Source organism: Modestobacter sp. VKM Ac-2986, from assembly GCF_026967795.1.
Taxonomy (GTDB): Bacteria; Actinomycetota; Actinomycetes; order Mycobacteriales; family Geodermatophilaceae; genus Modestobacter.
In genome coordinates, this window is the sequence record NZ_JAPVBH010000001.1 from 523,068 (window position 1) to 540,938 (window position 17,871).

Sequence of the window (17,871 nt, forward strand, 5' to 3'; positions counted from 1 at the left end):
TACAGGTGGTGTGACCTGGGGTTTCAGGTGTTCCGTGGGGCGGGTGGGACGGTCCGGCGACCTGTCCCGGGCCACCGTGCGGAGGGGGCCACGGTGGCCGTGGGGCCGGCCGGACGGGTGGGTCAGGCGCGACGCGTGCGGCGGGGGTTGGCCAGCATCCGCGACACCGCACCCGCCGTGGGCTGCTCGGCCTCGACCGGGCGGCTGGTGGTGTCGTCGTTCGGCCGGTTGTCCTGGTCCTGTGGCATGGGCTCCACCTTTCCCGCTCGTCACCGTGAGCGATACCGCTCCGGGCTCCCGGACCCCATCGGGTGATGAGACGTCTATCACGAATCATCTGGAGCGGACAGCCGGAGCAGGGGGAGGCCGCCGACCGGGGCCGCACGCTCGCCCTCGGGCCGGCCGCGTGGGACGGTGCAGCGGTGACCACACCCGGCCCGGACCAGCGACCGGCCGCCGGCCGCGCCGTCGACCCGGCGCGGCTCCCCGTCGTCGGGCGGCCCGGACCCCGGCGGACGTCGGTGCGGCCGCCGACCGCCCCGCCGCGCCGCGCCGCGCACCCGCCGGCACCGGACCCGGCAGGTCCCGCCGTGCCGGAGCCGGCAACGTACGAGCCGCCGGCGCCGGAGCCGACGACCCCGGGGCCGGCGTCACCGACGGCGGCCCCGGCGGGGGAACGGGACGTCAGACGCCGCTGATCCGGTTCTCGGGGTCGACCCCCTCGGTGGCGGCCTCGGCGCCCTCGGCGGGCTGACCCGGGTGCGGGGTGCGCCCGGTCTCGGTGACGTCGTCCGACGTCGGCTGGCCCTCGGCGGGCTCCTCGGGGTGCGGGGTACGTCCTGTGGTCTCGGTCATGTGCGCCCTCCTGCCCCGGGCCGCCGACCGGCAACCATCAGCTGACCGGAACCGCCTGCGGGGTCCGGGACAGCAGCGCACGGACCGCGTCGTCGTCGGGCAGCGCGCCGCGGGCGCCGGGGCCGGTGGTCGACAGCGCGGCCGCGGTGACCGCGTAGCGCACCGCGTCGGGCAGGGGGAGGCCGCGGTCGAGTGCGCTGCTCAGCGCACCGCAGAAGCAGTCGCCGGCGCCGGTGGTGTCGACCGGGGTGACCGGCGGCGGGGCCTGCAGCAGCGGCAGCCCGTCGCCGGTGACGACCAGCGCACCCCGCGCGCCCAGGGTGACCACCACCGACGGCGCCAGCCCCCGGGCGAGGTCGGCCACATCGGCCGGGGTGCGTGCGCCGGGCTCGGCGCCGGCCAGCCGGACCAGCTCGTGCTCGTTGGGCACCAGGACGTCGACCCGGGCCAGCAGCTCGGCGGGCAGCGGCTGGGGCGGGGCGGGGTTGAGCACCACGGTGCCCCGGGTCGCGACGGCTGCGGCCTGCACGGTGGCCATCGGGACCTCCAGCTGCAGCAGCAGCACGCCGGCCCGGTGCACCGACTCGACGTCGACGTCGGTGGCGGTGAGCCGGGCGTTGGCCCCGGGCACCACCACGATCAGGTTCTCGCCCCCGGCGGCCTCCACCGGGATGGTCGCCGTCCCGGTCGGGACGCCGTCGGTGCGCTGCACCCGGCCCACGTTGACCCCGGACTCGGCCAGCGCGGCCAGCTGCCGGCCCGCCGCGGGGTCGGCGCCCACCCGGCCGACCATGTGCACGCCTGCGCCCAGTCGGCCGGCCGCGGCGGCCTGGTTGGCGCCCTTGCCGCCGGGCAGCACGGCCACGGCCGAGCCCACCACGGTCTCGCCCCGCCCGGGCAGGCGGTCGACGGTCACCACGACGTCCTCGTTGAGGCTGCCGACCACGGTCACGGACACGGGGGCCTCCTGGTGATCACCACGGGCGCGGAGCCTACGGGCGCACCGCAGCGTCCCCGGCAGGGTCCGGGGTGGGGCCCAGGCGGCGCTGCCGGAACGGCAGCACGTACCAGAGCACGACGCCGAAGACCGCCACGACCACGGCGCCGGCCACCGCCGACGGCCGGCCCAGCGCCACGTCGAGCACGAGCAGCGTGGCGCTGGTGATCGCCAGCAGGAGCAGTGCCAGCCCGGTGAGCAGCAGCCGGTCGGCCACCGCGACCAGGGCGGCCTTCTGCTGACGCCGGAACACCAGGCGGTGGAAGGACACCGGCGCGATGAGGGTCAGCGTGGCCAGCGCCGTCGACAGCAGGGTGACCGTGTAGACGGTGAGCCCGACGTCGTCGAGTCGGTCGAAGCGGGCCTGGAACGGCAGGGTCAGCAGGAAGGCGAACAGCAGCTGGACGCCGGTGAAGGCCACCCGCAGCTCCTGCAGCAGCTCGCCGAGGTTGCGGTCGAGCACCTGGTCGGGGCTCTCGCCCCGGCGCTCGGCGGTGCGCTGCACCAGCTCGCCGTCCAGGCGGCCGTGCGGCACGCGGCCCCCGGCCGCCGGTTTCCCGAGCATGCCCCCGCGGTACCCGGGGACCACACGGCCAGACACCACGGAGGACGGACATGTCCGGAGCGGACACAGACAGCGACACGATCCGGCGCGAGTTCGGCGAGGCGGTGAACATGACCGCCGGTGAGCTGGAGAAGTGGCTGGCCACCGAGGAGTCGCAGTCGGTCGGGCAGAAGAAGGACGGCGCGTCGGAGTCCACCGGCCACGAGTCCGGGCGCCGCATCGTCGAGCTGCTGCACACCAAGAAGGCCGACCTCAGCGACGACGACCTGGCGCACATGCGCAAGGTGCACGGCTACGTGCAGCGGCACCTGGCCCAGGAGCCCGAGCACGAGGACGTCGAGACCTCGAAGTGGCGGTACAGCCTCATGAACTGGGGCCACGACCCGCTGAAGAAGTAGCGTCCGCCGGGTGCGCCCCAACGACCCCGCCCAGTACGACCAGCTGGCCGACCAGTGGTGGGAGCCGACGGGCGGCTTCGCGATGCTGCACTGGATCGCCGCCTCCCGTGCCGAGCACGTCCCCCCGGCCCGGCCGGGGGCGCTGCTGGTCGACCTGGCCTGCGGGGGCGGGCTGATGGCCCCGCACGTGGCCCGGCTCGGCTACCGGCACGTCGGGGTCGACATCGGGCTGGCCGGCCTGTGCACCGCCCGCGAGCACGGGGTGACCGTCGTGCGCGGGTCGGTGCTCGCCGTCCCGCTCGCCGACGGGTGCGCCGACGTCGTCACCGCCGGGGAGATCCTGGAGCACGTCGAGGACCCCGGCCAGGTGCTGGCCGAGTGCGCCCGGCTGCTGCGGCCCGGTGGGGTGCTGGTGATCGACTCGATCGCCGGCACGCGGCTGGCCGGGGTGGTCGCGGTGACGATCGCCGAGCGGATGCCCGGTGGGCCGCCGCCGGGCATCCACGACCCGGCGCTGTTCGTCGACCGGCGCGAGCTGCTGGCCGCCGCCGACCGGGCCGGGCTCGACCTGCGGCTGGTGGGGCTGCGCCCCTCCGTGCGGGACCTGGTGGGCTGGCGGCGCGGCCGGCGCGACGTCGTCCGCATGCGGCCCATGTCCTACACCGGGGTCCTGTTCGCCGGCTACGGCACCAGGCGGGGCACGACCGAGCGGCACACCTCCGGCCCCGCACGTACGGTCGGGCCATGAGCGCAGCGGTGATCACCGGCGCGGGGCACGCGCTCCCGGCCGTCTACCAGCAGCGTGACGTCTGGGACGACTTCTTCGCCGCGCAGTACGACGGCGTGCGCGCGGCCGAGCGCGTCTTCATGGCCGCCGGCGTCACGAGCCGGCACGCGGTGGCCTACCCGGGCGACGAGGACCTGACCCAGTGGGGCACCGGGGCCCGGATGGAGCGCTACATCACCGAGGCGGTGCCGCTGGGCAAGCAGGCCGTCGCCGGCGCGCTGGACGGCGCGGGTCTCGCGCCGGGCGACGTCGGGCTGTTCGCCGTCGCCACCTGCACCGGCTACGCCACCCCGGGCCTGGACATCCGGCTGGCCAGCGACCTGGGCATGTCCCTGGACACGCAGCGGCTGCTGGTCGGGCACATGGGCTGCTACGCCGCCCTCCCCGGGCTCGGTGCGGTCGGTGACTTCGTGACCGCCCGGTCGCGGCCCGCGGTGCTGCTGTGCCTGGAGCTCACCAGCCTGCACGTGCAGCCCGCGCTGCCGGAGCTGGAGCAGGTCGTGACGCACTCGCTGTTCAGCGACGCCTCCGCCGCGGTCGTCATCGAGCCCGGTGCCGGGCGCGGACGCCGGATCGCGGCCACCGTCGCCCGCACCGACCCGGCCACCGCCGACCACATGACCTGGGACGTCACCGACCTGGGCTTCCTGATGGGGCTCTCGCCGCGGGTCCCCGACGTGCTGGGCCGGCACGTCGGTGGCGTGGTGGAGGAGCTGCTGGCCACCGCGGGTCTGCGGATCGAGGACGTCGCCGGCTGGGCCGTGCACCCGGGCGGGCCGCGCATCCTCGACGTCGTCCGGGACACCCTCGGCCTGGCCGAGGACCAGATGGGCGCCTCGCGCCGGGTGCTGGCCCGGCACGGCAACTGCTCCTCGGCGACGGTGCTGCTGGTCCTGGAGGAGCTGGGGGACGTCGACGGCCCGGTCGTCGCGCTGGCCTTCGGGCCCGGCCTGACGCTGTACGCCACCCTCCTGCTGCCCGCCTGAACTCACAGGTCCGGCCCGGGCGCGCGCCGGGGTGATCAGGGGCACACTCGGGCCCACATGCCCTCCGGCGCATGCACCCGCCGGGTGAGTTCCCCGGCCCGGCGGCGTTCCCAGGACAGAGGAGCTCACAGATGGCTGGCAACAGAGGCGTTGCGTACATCGAGCCGGGCAAGGTCGAGGTCCACGAGACCGACTACCCGAAACTGGAACTGCTGGACGGCCCGGGCGTCAACCCGGCGAACGTGGGCCGCAAGCTCAACCACGGCGTGATCCTCAAGGTGGTCACCACCAACATCTGCGGCAGCGACCAGCACATGGTCCGTGGCCGCACGACGGCGCCGCCGAACCTGGTGCTGGGCCACGAGATCCTCGGCGAGGTCGTCGAGAAGGGCCCCGACGTCGAGTTCATCGAGGTCGGGGACATCTGCTCCGTGCCGTTCAACATCGCCTGCGGGCGCTGTCGCAACTGCAAGGAGGGCAAGACCGGCATCTGCCTGAACGTGAACCCGGCCCGTCCCGGCGCCGCCTACGGCTACGTGGACATGGGCGGCTGGGTCGGTGGGCAGGCCGAGTACGTCACGGTGCCCTACGCCGACTGGAACCTTCTGAAGTTCCCCGACCGGGACCAGGCCCTGGAGAAGGTGCTGGACCTGACGATGCTGTCGGACATCTTCCCGACCGGCTTCCACGGCGCGGTCACCGCGGGCGTGAAGCCCGGGTCGACGGTCTACATCGCCGGCGCCGGCCCCGTCGGGCTCGCCGCGGCGGTCGGCGCCCAGCTGCTGGGTGCCGCGGTGGTCATCGTGTCCGACCTCAACGAGGACCGGCTGGCCCAGGCCCGCAGCTTCGGCTGCGAGACCGTCGACGTGTCCAAGGGCGCCCCGCAGGACCAGATCGAGCAGATCCTGGGTGTGCCCGAGGTCGATGCGGCGGTCGACGCGGTGGGCTTCGAGGCGCGCGGGCACGGCGAGGGCGCGGGCAAGGAGGCCCCGGCGACGGTGCTGAACTCGCTGATGGAGATCACCGCCGCCGGTGGGTCGATCGGCATCCCCGGGCTCTACGTCACCGGTGACCCGGGTGGCATCGACGAGGCGGCCAAGGTCGGTGCGCTGTCGCTGTCGCTGGGCACCGGGTGGGCCAAGTCGATCTCGTTCACGACCGGCCAGTGCCCGGTGATGCGCTACAACCGGCAGCTGATGATGGCGATCCTGCACGACAAGGTGCAGATCGCTAAGGCGGTCAACGCCACCACCATCTCGCTGGACGAGGCGCCGCAGGGCTACGCCGAGTTCGACTCCGGCGCGGCCAAGAAGTACGTCATCGACCCGCACGGGATGGTCCCCAAGAAGGCAGCCTGAACGACTCGCGCCGTCCACGTGCCTCGCGGTGCGTGGACGGCGCGGCCCGGCGTCAGTGCCGGGGCGTGCCCGGGCTCGTTCACGGCCAGCAGGGTCCTCGCTCGGGCGGGCGGCTCACCAGAGCTCGCCGCGCCGCCAGTCGCAGACCAGCCGGCCGGTGGTGTCCAGCCCTGCCGGTGTCGCCGGGGTGGACAGCACGAACACCTCCTCGTCCGGGGTCGGGACGACGCCGTCCGGGGTGAGCGCGGCCAGCGGACCGGGCCACGGCGTCCAGCCCCGCGCCGCGTAGAGCCCGCGGCCGTCCTCGCTGGCCGACAGCGCGCCGAGTTCGTGGCCGCCGGTCACCAGTCGCTCGACCTCGGCCATCACCGCGTTGCCCACCCCGCGGCGGCGCAGCGCGGCAGCGGTGGCGACCGCCTCGACGAACCCGGTGCGCAGGGTGTGCCCGCCGGTGACGAGCTGCCGCTGGACGACCGCGGCGTGCCCGGCCAGCTCGCCGTCGACGGTGGCCAGCACGTGCACCCCGCCGAGGGCGTGCGCCCAGGACTCGTCGCCGAACCGGCCGCCGTAGGCCTCGACCAGGAAGCGGCGCAGGGTCGCCCGCTCGGTGACGCCGAGGTCGGCCGTCGGCAGGGACCGCACGGTGGGGAGGGAGCTCACCGGACCACCCTCGCCCACGGTCGCCCGTGCCGCAGCCCGGCTCCGACGGCGTCCTGACCTGCGACGTCGGGCGGTGCGCCGACCGTGCGGACCCGTGGGCCCCGCGTCGTCCGGGTGGGCCGTCCCACTGTGTGGACCCTCGGGCGGAGGCGTTCGGTTGTCTACGACATACTTCTGCCGACCGGTGCGGAGCCGGGTGCTCGGCGCTGCCCGGGCGTCCCCAGCCGCTACGGTCGGCTGACCGGTGCCACCCCGAGCACGTACCTCGCCCTGCCTGGAGGCCCCTCCGTGACACCGCCCCATCGTCCCCACGCGCTCTCCGCATGAGCATCGTCCTCGAGGCCCGCGGCGTGGTGAAGTCCTTCGGCCACGTCGACGTCCTGCGCGAGGTCGACTTCACCGCCCGCGCGGGCCAGGTCACCGCGCTGATCGGCGACAACGGTGCCGGCAAGAGCACGCTGATCAAGATCCTGTCGGGGGCTCTGCAGCGCGACGGCGGCGAGGTGCTGATCGACGGGAAGCCGGTGCACATGGCCTCCCCCACCCGCGCCCGCGAGCTCGGCATCGAGACCGTCTACCAGGACCTGGCGCTCGCCCCCGAGCTCGGGCCGGCCGAGAACGCCTTCGCCGGACGGGAGCTGCTGCGCCCGGGCCTGGCCGGCCGCCTCGGGATGCTGGACAAGAAGACGATGCGGGCCCGCGCCGAAGAGGCGTTCACCTCCATGGGCACCGACGTCAAGGACCTCGACGCACCCGTCGGGGCACTCTCGGGCGGTCAGCGCCAAAGCGTGGCGATCTGCCGCGCGGTCATGTGGGCCAAGCGGGTGGTGATCATGGACGAGCCCACCGCCGCGCTCGGCGTGCGCCAGACCGGCAAGGTCATCGAGCTCGTGCGCCGCGTGGCGAGCACCGGCGTCGCCGTCGTCCTGATCACCCACAACATGCCCGAGGTGCTCGAGGCCGCCGACAGCGTCCAGGTGCTCCGCCTGGGCCGGCGGGTCGCCGACCTCGAGGCCAGGACGGCCACCGTCGAGCAGCTCGTCGGCGCCATGACCGGCGCGCTGGACGTGCGGGACGAGACCCTGGGAGACCACCAGTGACCGCCATCGACCCGGCCAAGGCCCCGGACGCCGCGCGCACCGGCACCACCGCGAAGGGCCGGCGCGGGCGGCGGCTCCTCAACTCCTCGCCCGCCTACATGACCGCCGTCCTGCTGGTCCTGGTGCTGGTGTTCTCCTTCGCCGCGCCCGACTCCTTCCCTACGCCGGTGACGCTGCGCAACGTGCTCACCGACATGGCCGTGCTGCTGGTCATGGCCGTCGGCGCGACCTTCGTGCTGGTCGCCGCCGGGTTCGACATCTCCATCGGCTCGGTGCTCGTGTTCTCCGGCGTGTGCGCCGCCAAGGTCATGGAGTCCCAGGGCGGTGACGGCGCGGGCACCGTGCTGCTCGGCGCGATCACCGCGCTGCTCGCCGGTGCCGCGTGGGGCGCGATCAACGGGCTGGTGATCTCCAAGCTCAAGGTGCCCGCCCTGATCACCACGCTGGGCTCCATGGGCGCGGCCCTGGGTGCGGCACTCCTGATCAGCAACGGCACCGACGTGCGCACCGTGCCCAAGGCGATGATCAGCGTCGCCACCGACCGCCCCCTGGGCGTCAGCTGGCTGGTGTGGGTCGCCGCGCTGGTCGCGCTGATCGGCGGGTTCGTGCTGTCCCAGACCCGGTTCGGGCGGCACACCCAGCTCATCGGCAGCAACGAGGAGTCCGCCCGGCGGGCCGGCGTCGACGTCGACCGGCACACCTTCTGGCTCTACACGCTCAACGGCATGCTGGCCGGGCTGGCCGGGCTGCTGTCCCTGACCCGTTTCGCCACCACCACGATCAGCGGGCACACCAGCGACGGGCTCGAGGTCATCACCGGCGTCGTCCTGGGTGGCACCAGCCTCTTCGGCGGGGTCGGCACGGTGATCGGCACGGTGATCGGCATGGCCATCCCGACCGTGCTCAACAACGGCTTCATCCAGCTCAACGTCCAGCCGTTCTGGCAGGAGGTCGCCATCGGCATCGTCCTGGTGGTGGCCGTCTACCTCGACCAGCTCAAGCGCCGCCGGCGCAACCAGGCCTGACCTCCCCGCACGTCCCCCTTCGAACAACTGGAGCCCCCGTGCACCGCACTCCCATGGCCGCCGTCCTCGCCGCGTCCGCGCTCGTCCTCGCCGCCTGTGGTGGTGGCGGGGAGGAGACCGGCGCCGCCGCCGGAGACGGTGGCGGCGAGGCCCTGTCCGTCGTCTACGTGCCCGGCCTGACCGGCAACCCCTTCTACAGCACCGTCGGCTGCGGCGGTCGCGACCGCGCGGCCGAGCTCGGCGTCGACTTCAGCGTCCAGGGCTCGCCGACCTTCGACGTGGCCGCGCAGACCTCGGTGGTCAACGCCATCGTCGCCAACGCCCCGGACGCGCTGATGATCTCGGTGACCGACGCGACCGCGATGGCCGTGCCGCTGACCGAGGCCAAGGACGCCGGCGTCGACATCATCACCATCGACGGCGACCTCGAGGACACCTCGATCGGCAGCGCGAACATCCAGTCCGACAACCTCGAGGGCGGGCGGCTCGCCGCGGAGAACCTCGGCAAGCTGCTCAACGGCCAGGGCGAGGTGCTGGCGATCAACCAGACGCCGGGCAACCCGATCGGCGAGCTGCGCGAGCAGGGCTTCGCGGAGGGCCTCAAGGCCTTCCCGGGCATCACCTACCTCGGCGTGCAGTACGACGAGAACGCCACCGCCACCGCGGCCTCCATCGCCTCCGGTGCGGCCTCGTCGAACCCGAACCTCAAGGGCATCTACACGATGGCCACCAACAGCACCGAGGGCGCGATCACCGGTGTGCGCGAGGCCGGTCGCACCGGCGACGTGAAGGTCGTCGGCTACGACACCTCCGAGCCGATCATCCAGGCGCTGGAGGACGGCGCCGTCGACGGCATCGTCGTGCAGTACCCGTACCGCGAGGGCGCCCTGGGCGTCGACGCCGCGGTGGCCCTGTCCAAGGACGAGGAGGTCGAGCGCAACCAGACGGTGCCGTTCGTCTTCGCGACCCCGGAGAACGTCGCGACCCCCGAGGTCCAGGAGTACCTCTACAAGGTCGACTGCTGACGTGTCGTCGTCGACCCCTGCCCCCTGGTGGCGGACCGCAGCGGTCTACCAGGTCCTGCCCCGCAGCTTCGCGGACGGGGGCGGGGACGGGGTCGGCGACCTCGCCGGGCTGCGCGCCCGGCTGCCGTACCTGGCCGAGCTCGGCGTCGACGCGGTCTGGGTGACCCCCTGGTACCCCTCGCCGATGGTCGACAACGGCTACGACGTGGCCGACTACCGGGACGTCGACGCCGTGCTGGGCGGGCTCGGGCAGGCCGAGGCGTTCGTCCAGGAGGCGCACGCGCTCGGCCTGCGGGTGCTGGTGGACATCGTCCCGAACCACACCTCCGACGCCCACGCCTGGTTCCGGGCCGCGCTGGCCGGCGACGCCCGGGCGCGGGCCCGGTACCTGTTCCGGCCGGGCCGGGGGGAGGGCGGTGCGCTGCCGCCCAACGACTGGGAGAGCTGCTTCGGCGGGCCGTCGTGGACCCGCACCACGGACGCCGACGGCCGGCCGGGGGAGTGGTACCTGCACTCCTTCGCCCCCGAGCAACCCGACCTCGACTGGCGCAACCCCGAGGTCCGCGCCGAGTTCGTCGACGTCCTGCGGTTCTGGTTCGACCGCGGCGTCGACGGCTTCCGGGTCGACGTCGCCCACGGGCTGGTCAAGGAGGCCGGCCTGCCCGACGCCCTGGGCAGGGACCGGCGCACCGAGGAGCACCCGGGCTGGGACCAGGACGAGGTGCACGAGGTCTACCGGGAGTGGCGCGAGGTCGCGGACTCCTACGACCCGCCGCGGGTCTTCGTGGCCGAGGCGTGGGTGGCTCGGCCCGAGCGGCTGCCGCTGTACCTGCGGTCCGACGAGCTGCACATGGCCTTCGAGTTCGAGCCGCTGCACGTGACCTGGCGGGAGGGGCCGTGGCGCCGGGTCGTCGAGCGCGGGCTGGCCACCGCCGCGCTCACCGGTGCCCCGAGCGCCTGGGCGCTGACCAACCACGACGTGGTCCGGCAGGTGACCCGCTACGCCCGCACCCAGTGGCCCGAGCGCGGGTCCAACGAGTCCGAGCGGGCCCGCTGGGGCACCGAGGAGCCCGACCTCGCGCTGGGCCGGACCCGGGCGCGGGCGGCCGCCCTGCTCACCACGGCGCTCCCCGGGCTGGTCTACGTCTACGAGGGGGAGGAGCTCGGCCTCGAGGAGGTCGAGGACATCCCCACCGAGCGCCGGCTCGACCCGATCCACACCCGTTCCGGCGGCCGGGACCCCGGCCGCGACGGGTCCCGCGTGCCGCTGCCCTGGTCGGGGGACCGGCCGCCGTACGGCTTCTCCCCGCCTGGTGCCCCCGAGCCCTGGCTGCCGCAGCCGCCGGGCTGGGGACCGCTCACCGCGGCCGCGCAGGAGCAGGACCCGGACTCGACGCTGGCGCTCTACCGCTGTGCCCTCGGCCTGCGCCACGAGCTGATGGCCGGGCCGCTGGTGTGGCACGAGGCCCCCGACGGCGTGCTCGCCTTCGCCCGGGGGACGACGGTCGTGTGGGTGAACTTCGGCCCGGACGACGTGCCGCTGCCGGCCGGGCGGCGCGTCGTGCTCGCCTCCGGTCCCGCGCCGGACGGCGTCCTGCCGGTCGACACCGCCGCCTGGCTCGTGCCCGACGAGGAGGGCTCCCGATGAGGGTCGTGTGGAACTCGTTCAACGGCCGGTACTCCGACAACCCGCGCGCGCTGTACGAGGCGCTGCGGGCGCGCGGGGGCGGCGAGGAGCACGTGTGGCTCGCCGACCCGCGGCACGCCGCGGCCTTCCCCGCCGACGCGGTGACCGTGCCGATCGGGACCCCGGCCGCCGTGGCGGCGCTGGAGTCCGCCGACGTCCTGGTGGCCAACACGCACATCCAGCTCGACGAGTGGCGCAAGCCGCCCGGTGCGCGGTACCTGCAGACCTGGCACGGCACGCCGTTGAAGCGGATCCACCGCGACGCCACCTCGGTGCCCCCGGACGACGTGATGGCCGTCCTCGACGATGACATCGCCCGCTGGGACTGGCTGGTCACCCCGGGCGGCGAGGGGACCCGGCTGCTGCGCTCGGCCTTCGGGTACACCGGTGCGCTCCTGGAGATCGGCTACCCGCGCAACGACGTCCTGCTCGCCCCCGACCGGGACGCGCACCGGGCACGGGTGCGGGCGGCGCTCGGCATCACCGAGGGCACGACCGCGGTCCTCTATGCCCCCACCTACCGGGACGACGAGGCGGCGCCGGGCGCCGAGGCCTCGCTCGGGCTGGACGTCGCGGCGCTGGCCGGGCGGCTCGGCGACGACGCCGTCCTGCTGCTGCGGCTGCACCACTACATGGGGCACCAGCAGCGGCCGGCCAGCAGTGGGCGGGTGCGCGACGTGTCCGGGCACCCGGACATCGCCGAGCTGTACCTGGCCGCCGACGTGCTGGTCACCGACTACTCGTCGTCGATGTTCGACTTCGCGGTGACGGGCAAGCCGATCGTGCTGTTCACCTACGACCTGGAGCACTACGAGGGCCGGCTCCGTGGCTTCACCTTCGACCTGCGCACCGGCGCGCCCGGGCCGGTCGTGCTCGACCAGGGTTCGCTGACCGAGGTGCTGCTCGACCTGCCGGGCGTGGCTGCGGCACACGCGGACGACCACGCGCGCTTCGTCGCACGCTGGTGCGCGCTGGAGGACGGGCACGCCAGCGAGCGGGTGGTCGAAGCGGTCTGGCCCGGCTGAGACCGGCCGGCTCTCCGCCCCGCGGCCTCCGCGCCGGCATCGGGTCCGTCGACCGCCCGTCTCACATCGCGCCGCTGACCGCCTGTGCTGCGGCCATCACCGCGGTGGCGAACTGCTCCTGTCTGGGCACGACCCGGTACGTCGGCCCGGAGATGCACATCGCGGCGATGGGTGACCCCTCGGAGTCCACGATCGGGGCGGCGAACCGTGTGACCCCGTCGTTGGCGTCGAACCCGGCCCAGCCGCGGTCGCGGGCCTCGTCGAGCTCGCTCATGATCCGGTCGATGTCGGCGTCCGAGAGCTGCACGTCCCCACCGGCGGAGGAGAGCTCGAGCGCGTGGTGGCGCGCCTCCCGGTCGAGCAGGCACAGGGCGGCCCGGCCGGCGGCGGTCTCGTGCACGAGCCGCTGCGTCGTGGACAGGGTCGAGCGCACGACCTGGGAGGAGGGGATGTAGTCGACGAACACCATGTACCCGCCGTCGAGCACGGCGAGGTGCACCTCCTCGTCGAACTTCTCGTGCAGCGCCTCCAGGTGTGGCCGGGCGACCGCCAGCAGGTCCTCGATGTCGGAGTAGCCGACCGAGAGCTGGCTGAGCCGGGCGGTCAGCCGGTAGCGCCGGTAGCCGTCCTGCCGTAGGTAGCCGGCGTCCCGCAGGATCGACAGGATCCGAGAGGCCGTGGACTTCTCCAGGCCGGTGTCCAGGGACACCTCGGTCACGCTCACGCCCCGCCGGCTGCCGGACCGGGCGACCGACTCGAGCACGGCCAGACCCCTGAGCAGCATGTTCGCCGTCTGCGGGCCGGGCTTCTCGTTGTCCGCGACTTCGAGTGCTGTCACGAGTCCTCCGCTCGAACGGACGTGATTGACACCACCGAGGAGGCGTCGCTACGGTCCGAATCTACCAGACGGGACGGTGTTGCATGCGATGCAACATCTCGTCGGGGGACAGCGCCGTCCACCTACCTCGGGGAGCACCTCTCCTATGTCCATCAACGTCACACCCGACACCTCTGCGCCGGTCGGCGCGGCGGACCCCACGACGGTCGCGCTCGCCGACGGCCGGTCCATCCCCAGGGTGGGGCTGGGCGTGCTGCGCGTCGCCTCCGACGATGCCGCAGCCTCCGTGCGGTCTGCCCTCGAGGCCGGTTACCGGTCCATCGACACGGCCGCCGTCTACGGCAACGAGGAGGGGGTGGGGCGGGGGATCCGCGAGTCGGGGGTCGACCGGGAGGACGTCTTCCTCACCACGAAGGTCTGGAACACCGACCACGGCTACGAGGAGACGCTCGCGGCCTTCGACAAGAGCGTCACCCGGCTCGGCGTCGACCACGTGGACCTGTACCTCGTCCACTGGCCGATGGCCCACCTCGGCCGGATCCAGGACACCTGGCGTGCGCTGTCGGAGATCAAGCGGCAGGGCCGGGCGCGGTCGATCGGGGTGTCGAACTTCCTGGTCAAGCACCTGGAGCTGCTCCGTGCCGAGTTCGACGAGCAGCCGGTGCTCAACCAGATCGAGCTGCACCCCTGGATGCAGCAGCACGAACTGCGCGCCTACCACCAGGCGCACGCCATCGTCACCGAGGCCTGGAGCCCGCTCGGGCAGGGGAAGCTGCTGGACGAGCCGGTGCTCGCCGAGATCGGCGTCCGGCACGGCAAGAGCCCGGCCCAGGTCGTCCTGCGCTGGCACCTGGACCTGGGCCACGTGGTGATCCCCAAGTCCTCGAACCCCGACCGCATCCGGCAGAACCTCGACGTCCTGGACTTCACGCTGACCGAGGACGAGCACGCGCGGCTGGCGGCGATGAACCGGGACCACCGCATCGGGACCCATCCGGACACGCCGCCCACCAACGGCCTCCCCGCCGGCCACTGACCGGCCCGTGCGCAGAGACCGAGGAGTGGACATGGACGAGCAGGCAGAGCTGCACGACGCTGCGGCCACCGGGAGTGGGCGATGACGCGACTGGTCAATGAGCCGGTGGAGTTCGCCGCCCAGGCTCTCAGCGGCTTCGCCGGAGCGCACCCCGACCACGTGCTCGCGGTGCCCGGCGGGGTGGTCCGCGCCGGTGAGCCGGCCCGCGGGCAGGTGGCGATCGTGCTGGGGGGCGGGTCCGGGCACTTCCCTGCCTTCGCGGGGTGGATCGGGCCGGGCCTGGGGCACGGGGCCGCCTGCGGCAACGTGTTCGCGTCCCCGGCGGAGACGCAGGTGCTCTCCGTCGCCAGGGCCGCGGAGTCGGGTGGGGGCGTGCTGTTCCTCCCCATCAACTACGCCGGCGACATCCTGCACTTCGGTGCCGCGCGGGACGTGCTGGACGCCGACGGGGTGCCGGCCCGCATGGTGGCCGTCACCGACGACATCGCCTCAGGTGGCGACGGCGAGCACGCGCAGCGGCGTGGCATCGCCGGCAGCTTCCTGGTGGTCAAGGTGGTCGGTGCGGCCGCCGAGCGCGGCTGTTCGCTGGACGAGGTCGAGCGGATCGCCCGCCGGGCCAACGAGGCGACACGCTCGTTCGGGGTCGCCTTCTCCGGGTGCACCCTGCCCGGGGCCGACCGTCCGCTCTTCGAGGTGCCCGCCGGGCAGGTGGCGGTGGGCCTGGGGATCCACGGCGAGCCGGGCATCGCCCAGCGCCCGCTCGGCTCGGCCGACGAGGTCGCGGACCTGGTGGTGGACGGGTTGTTCGACGAGCGCCCGCCCGAGGCGGGGCGGCGGGTCGCCGTCCTGGTCAACGGCCTCGGTGCCACGAAGTACGACGAGCTCCACGTGGTCTTCGCCCGCGTCGCGGTACGGCTGGAGCAGGCGGGGATGGTCCTCGTCGCGCCGGTCGTCGGTGAACTGGTCACCAGTCTGGACATGGCCGGTCTCTCGGTGTCGCTGATGTACCTCGACGACGAGCTCGAGTCGGGCTGGCTGGCCGGTGCGGACACGCCGGCGTTCTCCCGTGGGCCCGCTGCTGCCGCTGCTCCCCGCCGGGTGCTGCAGCCGCAGGAGTCGCCGGCGGGGTCGGTGTCGGCAGGGTCGCCGGCGTCCCACGCGGTGGCGGTCCGGTTGGTCGGGGCGCTGGCCGGCGCCCGGGCAGCGGTGCTGGCGGAGGAGTCGGCCCTCGGTGAGCTCGACGCAGTCGCCGGCGACGGGGACCACGGTGCCGGGATGGCCCGGGGGATCACCGCTGCGCTGCGTGCCGCACAGGACGCGGTGGCTGCCGGCGCCGGCGCCGGCAGCGTGCTCGCCGTGGCGGGCCAGGCGTGGTCCGACGTCGGTGGCGGGACCTCCGGCGCGCTCTGGGGGGCTGCGCTGCGGGAGGCGGGGCAGGTCGTGGGCGACGAACGTCTGCTCGGCGGGCCGGACCTGCTGGCCGCGGTGGCGGCGTTCCGCGAGTCCGTCCAGGCCCGGGGCGGAGCGCGCCCGGGTGACAAGACCATGGTCGATGCGCTCGTGCCCTTCGCCGAGGCGCTGCAGGCGGCCGTCGCCGGCGACGCGCCGATGACCGCTGCCTGGGACGCCGCTGCGACCGCCGCCGATCACGGCGCCAGGAGGACGGCCGGCTACCCGGCCCGGCTGGGGCGTGCGCGTACGCACGGCGCCAGCTCGGTCGGGACGAGCGACCCGGGTGCCGTCTCGTTCGCCCTGGTCGTCCGCGCTGTCGCGGACGTCCTCGCGGCATCGCCGGAATAGCGCGTCTCACTACATGCAACGCCGTTGCACACGGTGATACAGTTCACATCACGAGGGACGCCGCGAGAGCCCGAGCGACGCCTCGGGCGCAGACCCCACCGCGCACGGTTCGACCACACACACTGCCCACTCGGCGCTCTCACGGCGCCGCCGGAAAGAGGACGAGGATGAAGTCAACGACGAGTTCATCACCGCTGAACCGAGCCCTTCGTGGCGTCGGAGCAGCCGTGTCGGCGGGGTTGCTGATGATGACGGCAGCCTGTGGCGGGGGCGCAGGCGCGGACGCCGCGGGGGCGCCGAGCACGGTGTCGATCGGTTACGCCTACGCGCCCGAGACGTTCGACCCCATGTACGCCAACGCCGGGGCCCAGGTCAGCGCACACATGCACGCGATCTACGGCGCCCTCATCGAGCGCGACGCCCAGGGTGTCGAACGCCCCGGCATGGCCGAGTCGTGGGAGTGGGAGGACGCCCAGACGCTGCGTTTCGACCTCCGGCCCGGCGTGAAGTTCACCGATGGCGAGGACTACGACGCCGAGGCGGTCAAGAAGTGGCTCGACTACGGCCGCACGGCCGAGGACACGCCCTACAGCAACCTCGACGCCATCGAGAACGTGGTGGTCGTCGACCCGCTGACGGTCCGGCTGGAGCTCAGTCGCCCCGACCCGCGCCTGACCAAGTTCTTCGTCGGGCACATGGGGGCGGTGCCCAGCCCCGCGGCACTGGACTCCGGTGACCTCGGCATCCACCCGGTCGGTGCCGGCCCCTACACGCTGGACGAGGGGCGGACGACCACCGACAACACGTACACGTACGTGAAGAACCCCGACTACTGGGACGCAGCCCGCTTCGACCACGACGAGCTGGTCATCAAGATCTACACCGACGCGAACGCCATGTACAACGCGCTGGTCTCCGGTCAGGTCGACGTCGGGTACGGCAACGGCAGCAACTTCGCCGCCGCCCAGTCGACGGACCTCGAGGTCTTCTCCCAGCCGCAGAACGCCAACGGGATCGCGCTGTACGACCTCGCGGGCGCCAACGTCCCCGCCCTGGCCAGCAAGGAGGTCCGGCAGGCCCTGAACTGGGCCGTCGACCGGAAGACCATCATCGACACGGTCTTCCAGGGCCAGGGGACGCCGAGCGCGCTCGCCTTCACCCCGGGCAGTGGCCCGGGCTACGACGAGTCCCTCCTGGACCACTACGGCTACGACCCGGCGAAGGCCAAGAGCCTGCTCGCCCAGGGTGGCTACCCCGACGGGTTCTCCTTCTCGGCCGTCACGCTGTCGAAGGACCAGCCGATGGCCGAGGCCGTCGCCGGCTACCTGGGTGAGGTCGGCGTCCAGATGGAGCTCATCGTCCGGCCCCCGGGCGAGACGGCCAACACCGACATCGGCAAGTACGACGCGGCAGCGGTCGCGCTCGGTCTGGCGGACTCCTTCGCGACGCCGCCCAACCTCTGGCTCGGCCCGGCGACCGCCAACAACCAGCGCGGCTTCGAGGCACCGGAGATCCGGGCGCTCTACGACAAGGCCGTCATGACCACCGGCGAGGAGCAGGCGGCGCTGATGGACGACATCGCCGCCGCGGCCGTCGAGGGCGCGTACAGCGTGCAGGTGGGCTACGTGAACTCCCTGACCTACTACGACCCGGACAAGGTCACCAACATCATGGTGCTCCCGGGACACGGTGGTCCGTACATCCTCGAGGGCCTCGACAAGCCCTGACC

At 73.6% G+C, this 17,871-nt stretch carries 18 protein-coding genes; 12 read left to right on the forward strand and 6 right to left on the reverse strand.

Annotated features, from left to right (window positions below; all coding sequences use genetic code 11):
• Nucleotides 1–122: 122 nt before the first annotated feature.
• From O2W14_RS02505 to O2W14_RS02520, 4 genes are all read right to left on the reverse strand, one after another.
• Complete coding sequence (locus tag O2W14_RS02505) at nucleotides 123–248, reverse strand: hypothetical protein (protein ID WP_269174515.1); 126 nt, start codon at nucleotides 246–248, stop codon at nucleotides 123–125.
• 436 nt (nucleotides 249–684) lie between these two features.
• Nucleotides 685–855 carry a hypothetical protein gene (locus tag O2W14_RS02510; protein ID WP_269174516.1) on the reverse strand — a complete coding sequence of 57 codons (171 nt, stop codon included), beginning with the start codon at nucleotides 853–855 and terminating at the stop codon, nucleotides 685–687.
• Between the two features lie 37 nt (nucleotides 856–892).
• A complete protein-coding gene (locus O2W14_RS02515; RefSeq protein ID WP_269174517.1) occupies nucleotides 893–1,813 on the reverse strand; it encodes a ribokinase in 921 nt (306 codons plus the stop codon).
• Nucleotides 1,814–1,847: 34 nt separating this feature from the next.
• Entirely contained in the window at nucleotides 1,848–2,417 is a 570-nt protein-coding gene (locus O2W14_RS02520) for a DUF6328 family protein (protein WP_269174518.1), read from the reverse strand.
• Between the two features lie 50 nt (nucleotides 2,418–2,467).
• Between O2W14_RS02520 and O2W14_RS02525 the strand changes: the two genes are divergently transcribed.
• The 4 genes from O2W14_RS02525 to fdhA all read left to right on the forward strand — a co-directional run bounded on the left by O2W14_RS02525 (nucleotide 2,468) and on the right by fdhA (nucleotide 5,946).
• On the forward strand, nucleotides 2,468–2,815 hold the full coding sequence (locus tag O2W14_RS02525) for a DUF3140 domain-containing protein (protein WP_269174519.1): 348 nt from the start codon (nucleotides 2,468–2,470) through the stop codon (nucleotides 2,813–2,815).
• 10 nt (nucleotides 2,816–2,825) lie between these two features.
• Nucleotides 2,826–3,563, forward strand: a complete 738-nt coding sequence (locus O2W14_RS02530; protein WP_269174520.1) for a methyltransferase domain-containing protein — start codon at nucleotides 2,826–2,828, stop codon at nucleotides 3,561–3,563.
• A complete protein-coding gene (locus O2W14_RS02535) occupies nucleotides 3,560–4,588 on the forward strand; it encodes a type III polyketide synthase (protein ID WP_269174521.1) in 1,029 nt (342 codons plus the stop codon). The genes O2W14_RS02530 and O2W14_RS02535 overlap by 4 nt, the downstream gene beginning before the upstream one ends.
• A 131-nt stretch (nucleotides 4,589–4,719) precedes the next feature.
• Nucleotides 4,720–5,946 (forward strand): formaldehyde dehydrogenase, glutathione-independent, encoded by a 1,227-nt coding sequence (fdhA, locus tag O2W14_RS02540; protein ID WP_269174522.1) that lies wholly within the window; start codon nucleotides 4,720–4,722, stop codon nucleotides 5,944–5,946.
• A gap of 114 nt (nucleotides 5,947–6,060) precedes the next feature.
• Here the strand turns inward: fdhA and O2W14_RS02545 are convergent, their stop codons facing one another.
• On the reverse strand, nucleotides 6,061–6,606 hold the full coding sequence (locus tag O2W14_RS02545) for a GNAT family N-acetyltransferase (RefSeq protein ID WP_269174523.1): 546 nt from the start codon (nucleotides 6,604–6,606) through the stop codon (nucleotides 6,061–6,063).
• A 323-nt stretch (nucleotides 6,607–6,929) separates the two neighbouring features.
• On the opposite strand from O2W14_RS02545, the gene O2W14_RS02550 reads away from it, so the two are divergent.
• The 5 genes from O2W14_RS02550 to O2W14_RS02570 are packed head-to-tail and all read left to right on the forward strand — an operon-like array spanning nucleotide 6,930 to nucleotide 12,468.
• Entirely contained in the window at nucleotides 6,930–7,706 is a 777-nt protein-coding gene (locus tag O2W14_RS02550; protein ID WP_269174524.1) for an ATP-binding cassette domain-containing protein, read from the forward strand.
• Nucleotides 7,703–8,731: an ABC transporter permease gene (locus tag O2W14_RS02555; protein ID WP_269174525.1), complete on the forward strand. Its 1,029-nt coding sequence runs from the start codon at nucleotides 7,703–7,705 to the stop codon at nucleotides 8,729–8,731. Before O2W14_RS02550 ends, O2W14_RS02555 begins: the two co-directional genes overlap by 4 nt.
• Nucleotides 8,732–8,769: 38 nt before the next feature.
• On the forward strand, nucleotides 8,770–9,756 hold the full coding sequence (locus O2W14_RS02560) for an ABC transporter substrate-binding protein (protein ID WP_269174526.1): 987 nt from the start codon (nucleotides 8,770–8,772) through the stop codon (nucleotides 9,754–9,756).
• Between the two features lies 1 nt (nucleotide 9,757).
• Nucleotides 9,758–11,404, forward strand: a complete 1,647-nt coding sequence (locus tag O2W14_RS02565) for a glycoside hydrolase family 13 protein (protein ID WP_269174527.1) — start codon at nucleotides 9,758–9,760, stop codon at nucleotides 11,402–11,404.
• On the forward strand, nucleotides 11,401–12,468 hold the full coding sequence (locus O2W14_RS02570) for a CDP-glycerol glycerophosphotransferase family protein (protein ID WP_269174528.1): 1,068 nt from the start codon (nucleotides 11,401–11,403) through the stop codon (nucleotides 12,466–12,468). Before O2W14_RS02565 ends, O2W14_RS02570 begins: the two co-directional genes overlap by 4 nt.
• Nucleotides 12,469–12,529: 61 nt before the next feature.
• Here the strand turns inward: O2W14_RS02570 and O2W14_RS02575 are convergent, their stop codons facing one another.
• A complete protein-coding gene (locus tag O2W14_RS02575) occupies nucleotides 12,530–13,306 on the reverse strand; it encodes an IclR family transcriptional regulator (RefSeq protein ID WP_269174529.1) in 777 nt (258 codons plus the stop codon).
• A gap of 145 nt (nucleotides 13,307–13,451) precedes the next feature.
• Between O2W14_RS02575 and O2W14_RS02580 the strand changes: the two genes are divergently transcribed.
• From O2W14_RS02580 to O2W14_RS02590, 3 genes are all read left to right on the forward strand, one after another.
• Nucleotides 13,452–14,342 carry an aldo/keto reductase gene (locus tag O2W14_RS02580; protein ID WP_269174530.1) on the forward strand — a complete coding sequence of 297 codons (891 nt, stop codon included), beginning with the start codon at nucleotides 13,452–13,454 and terminating at the stop codon, nucleotides 14,340–14,342.
• A gap of 81 nt (nucleotides 14,343–14,423) precedes the next feature.
• Nucleotides 14,424–16,142: a dihydroxyacetone kinase family protein gene (locus O2W14_RS02585; RefSeq protein ID WP_269174531.1), complete on the forward strand. Its 1,719-nt coding sequence runs from the start codon at nucleotides 14,424–14,426 to the stop codon at nucleotides 16,140–16,142.
• A 248-nt stretch (nucleotides 16,143–16,390) separates the two neighbouring features.
• A complete protein-coding gene (locus O2W14_RS02590) occupies nucleotides 16,391–17,869 on the forward strand; it encodes an ABC transporter substrate-binding protein (protein ID WP_269174532.1) in 1,479 nt (492 codons plus the stop codon).
• The last annotated feature ends 2 nt before the right edge of the window (nucleotides 17,870–17,871 follow it).

Excerpts from the sequence above, each read along its gene's own strand:
- O2W14_RS02525 (WP_269174519.1), top strand. The coding sequence starts at position 2,468 with ATGTCCGGAGCGGACACAGACAGCGACACGATCCGGCGCGAGTTCGGC.
- O2W14_RS02535 (WP_269174521.1), top strand. The coding sequence starts at position 3,560 with ATGAGCGCAGCGGTGATCACCGGCGCGGGGCACGCGCTCCCGGCCGTC.
- O2W14_RS02510 (WP_269174516.1), bottom strand. The coding sequence starts at position 855 with ATGACCGAGACCACAGGACGTACCCCGCACCCCGAGGAGCCCGCCGAG.
- O2W14_RS02585 (WP_269174531.1), top strand. The coding sequence starts at position 14,424 with ATGACGCGACTGGTCAATGAGCCGGTGGAGTTCGCCGCCCAGGCTCTC.
- O2W14_RS02580 (WP_269174530.1), top strand. The coding sequence starts at position 13,452 with ATGTCCATCAACGTCACACCCGACACCTCTGCGCCGGTCGGCGCGGCG.
- O2W14_RS02520 (WP_269174518.1), bottom strand. The coding sequence starts at position 2,417 with ATGCTCGGGAAACCGGCGGCCGGGGGCCGCGTGCCGCACGGCCGCCTG.
- O2W14_RS02550 (WP_269174524.1), top strand. The coding sequence starts at position 6,930 with ATGAGCATCGTCCTCGAGGCCCGCGGCGTGGTGAAGTCCTTCGGCCAC.
- O2W14_RS02590 (WP_269174532.1), top strand. The coding sequence starts at position 16,391 with ATGACGGCAGCCTGTGGCGGGGGCGCAGGCGCGGACGCCGCGGGGGCG.
- fdhA (WP_269174522.1), top strand. The coding sequence starts at position 4,720 with ATGGCTGGCAACAGAGGCGTTGCGTACATCGAGCCGGGCAAGGTCGAG.
- O2W14_RS02570 (WP_269174528.1), top strand. The coding sequence starts at position 11,401 with ATGAGGGTCGTGTGGAACTCGTTCAACGGCCGGTACTCCGACAACCCG.
- O2W14_RS02505 (WP_269174515.1), bottom strand. The coding sequence starts at position 248 with ATGCCACAGGACCAGGACAACCGGCCGAACGACGACACCACCAGCCGC.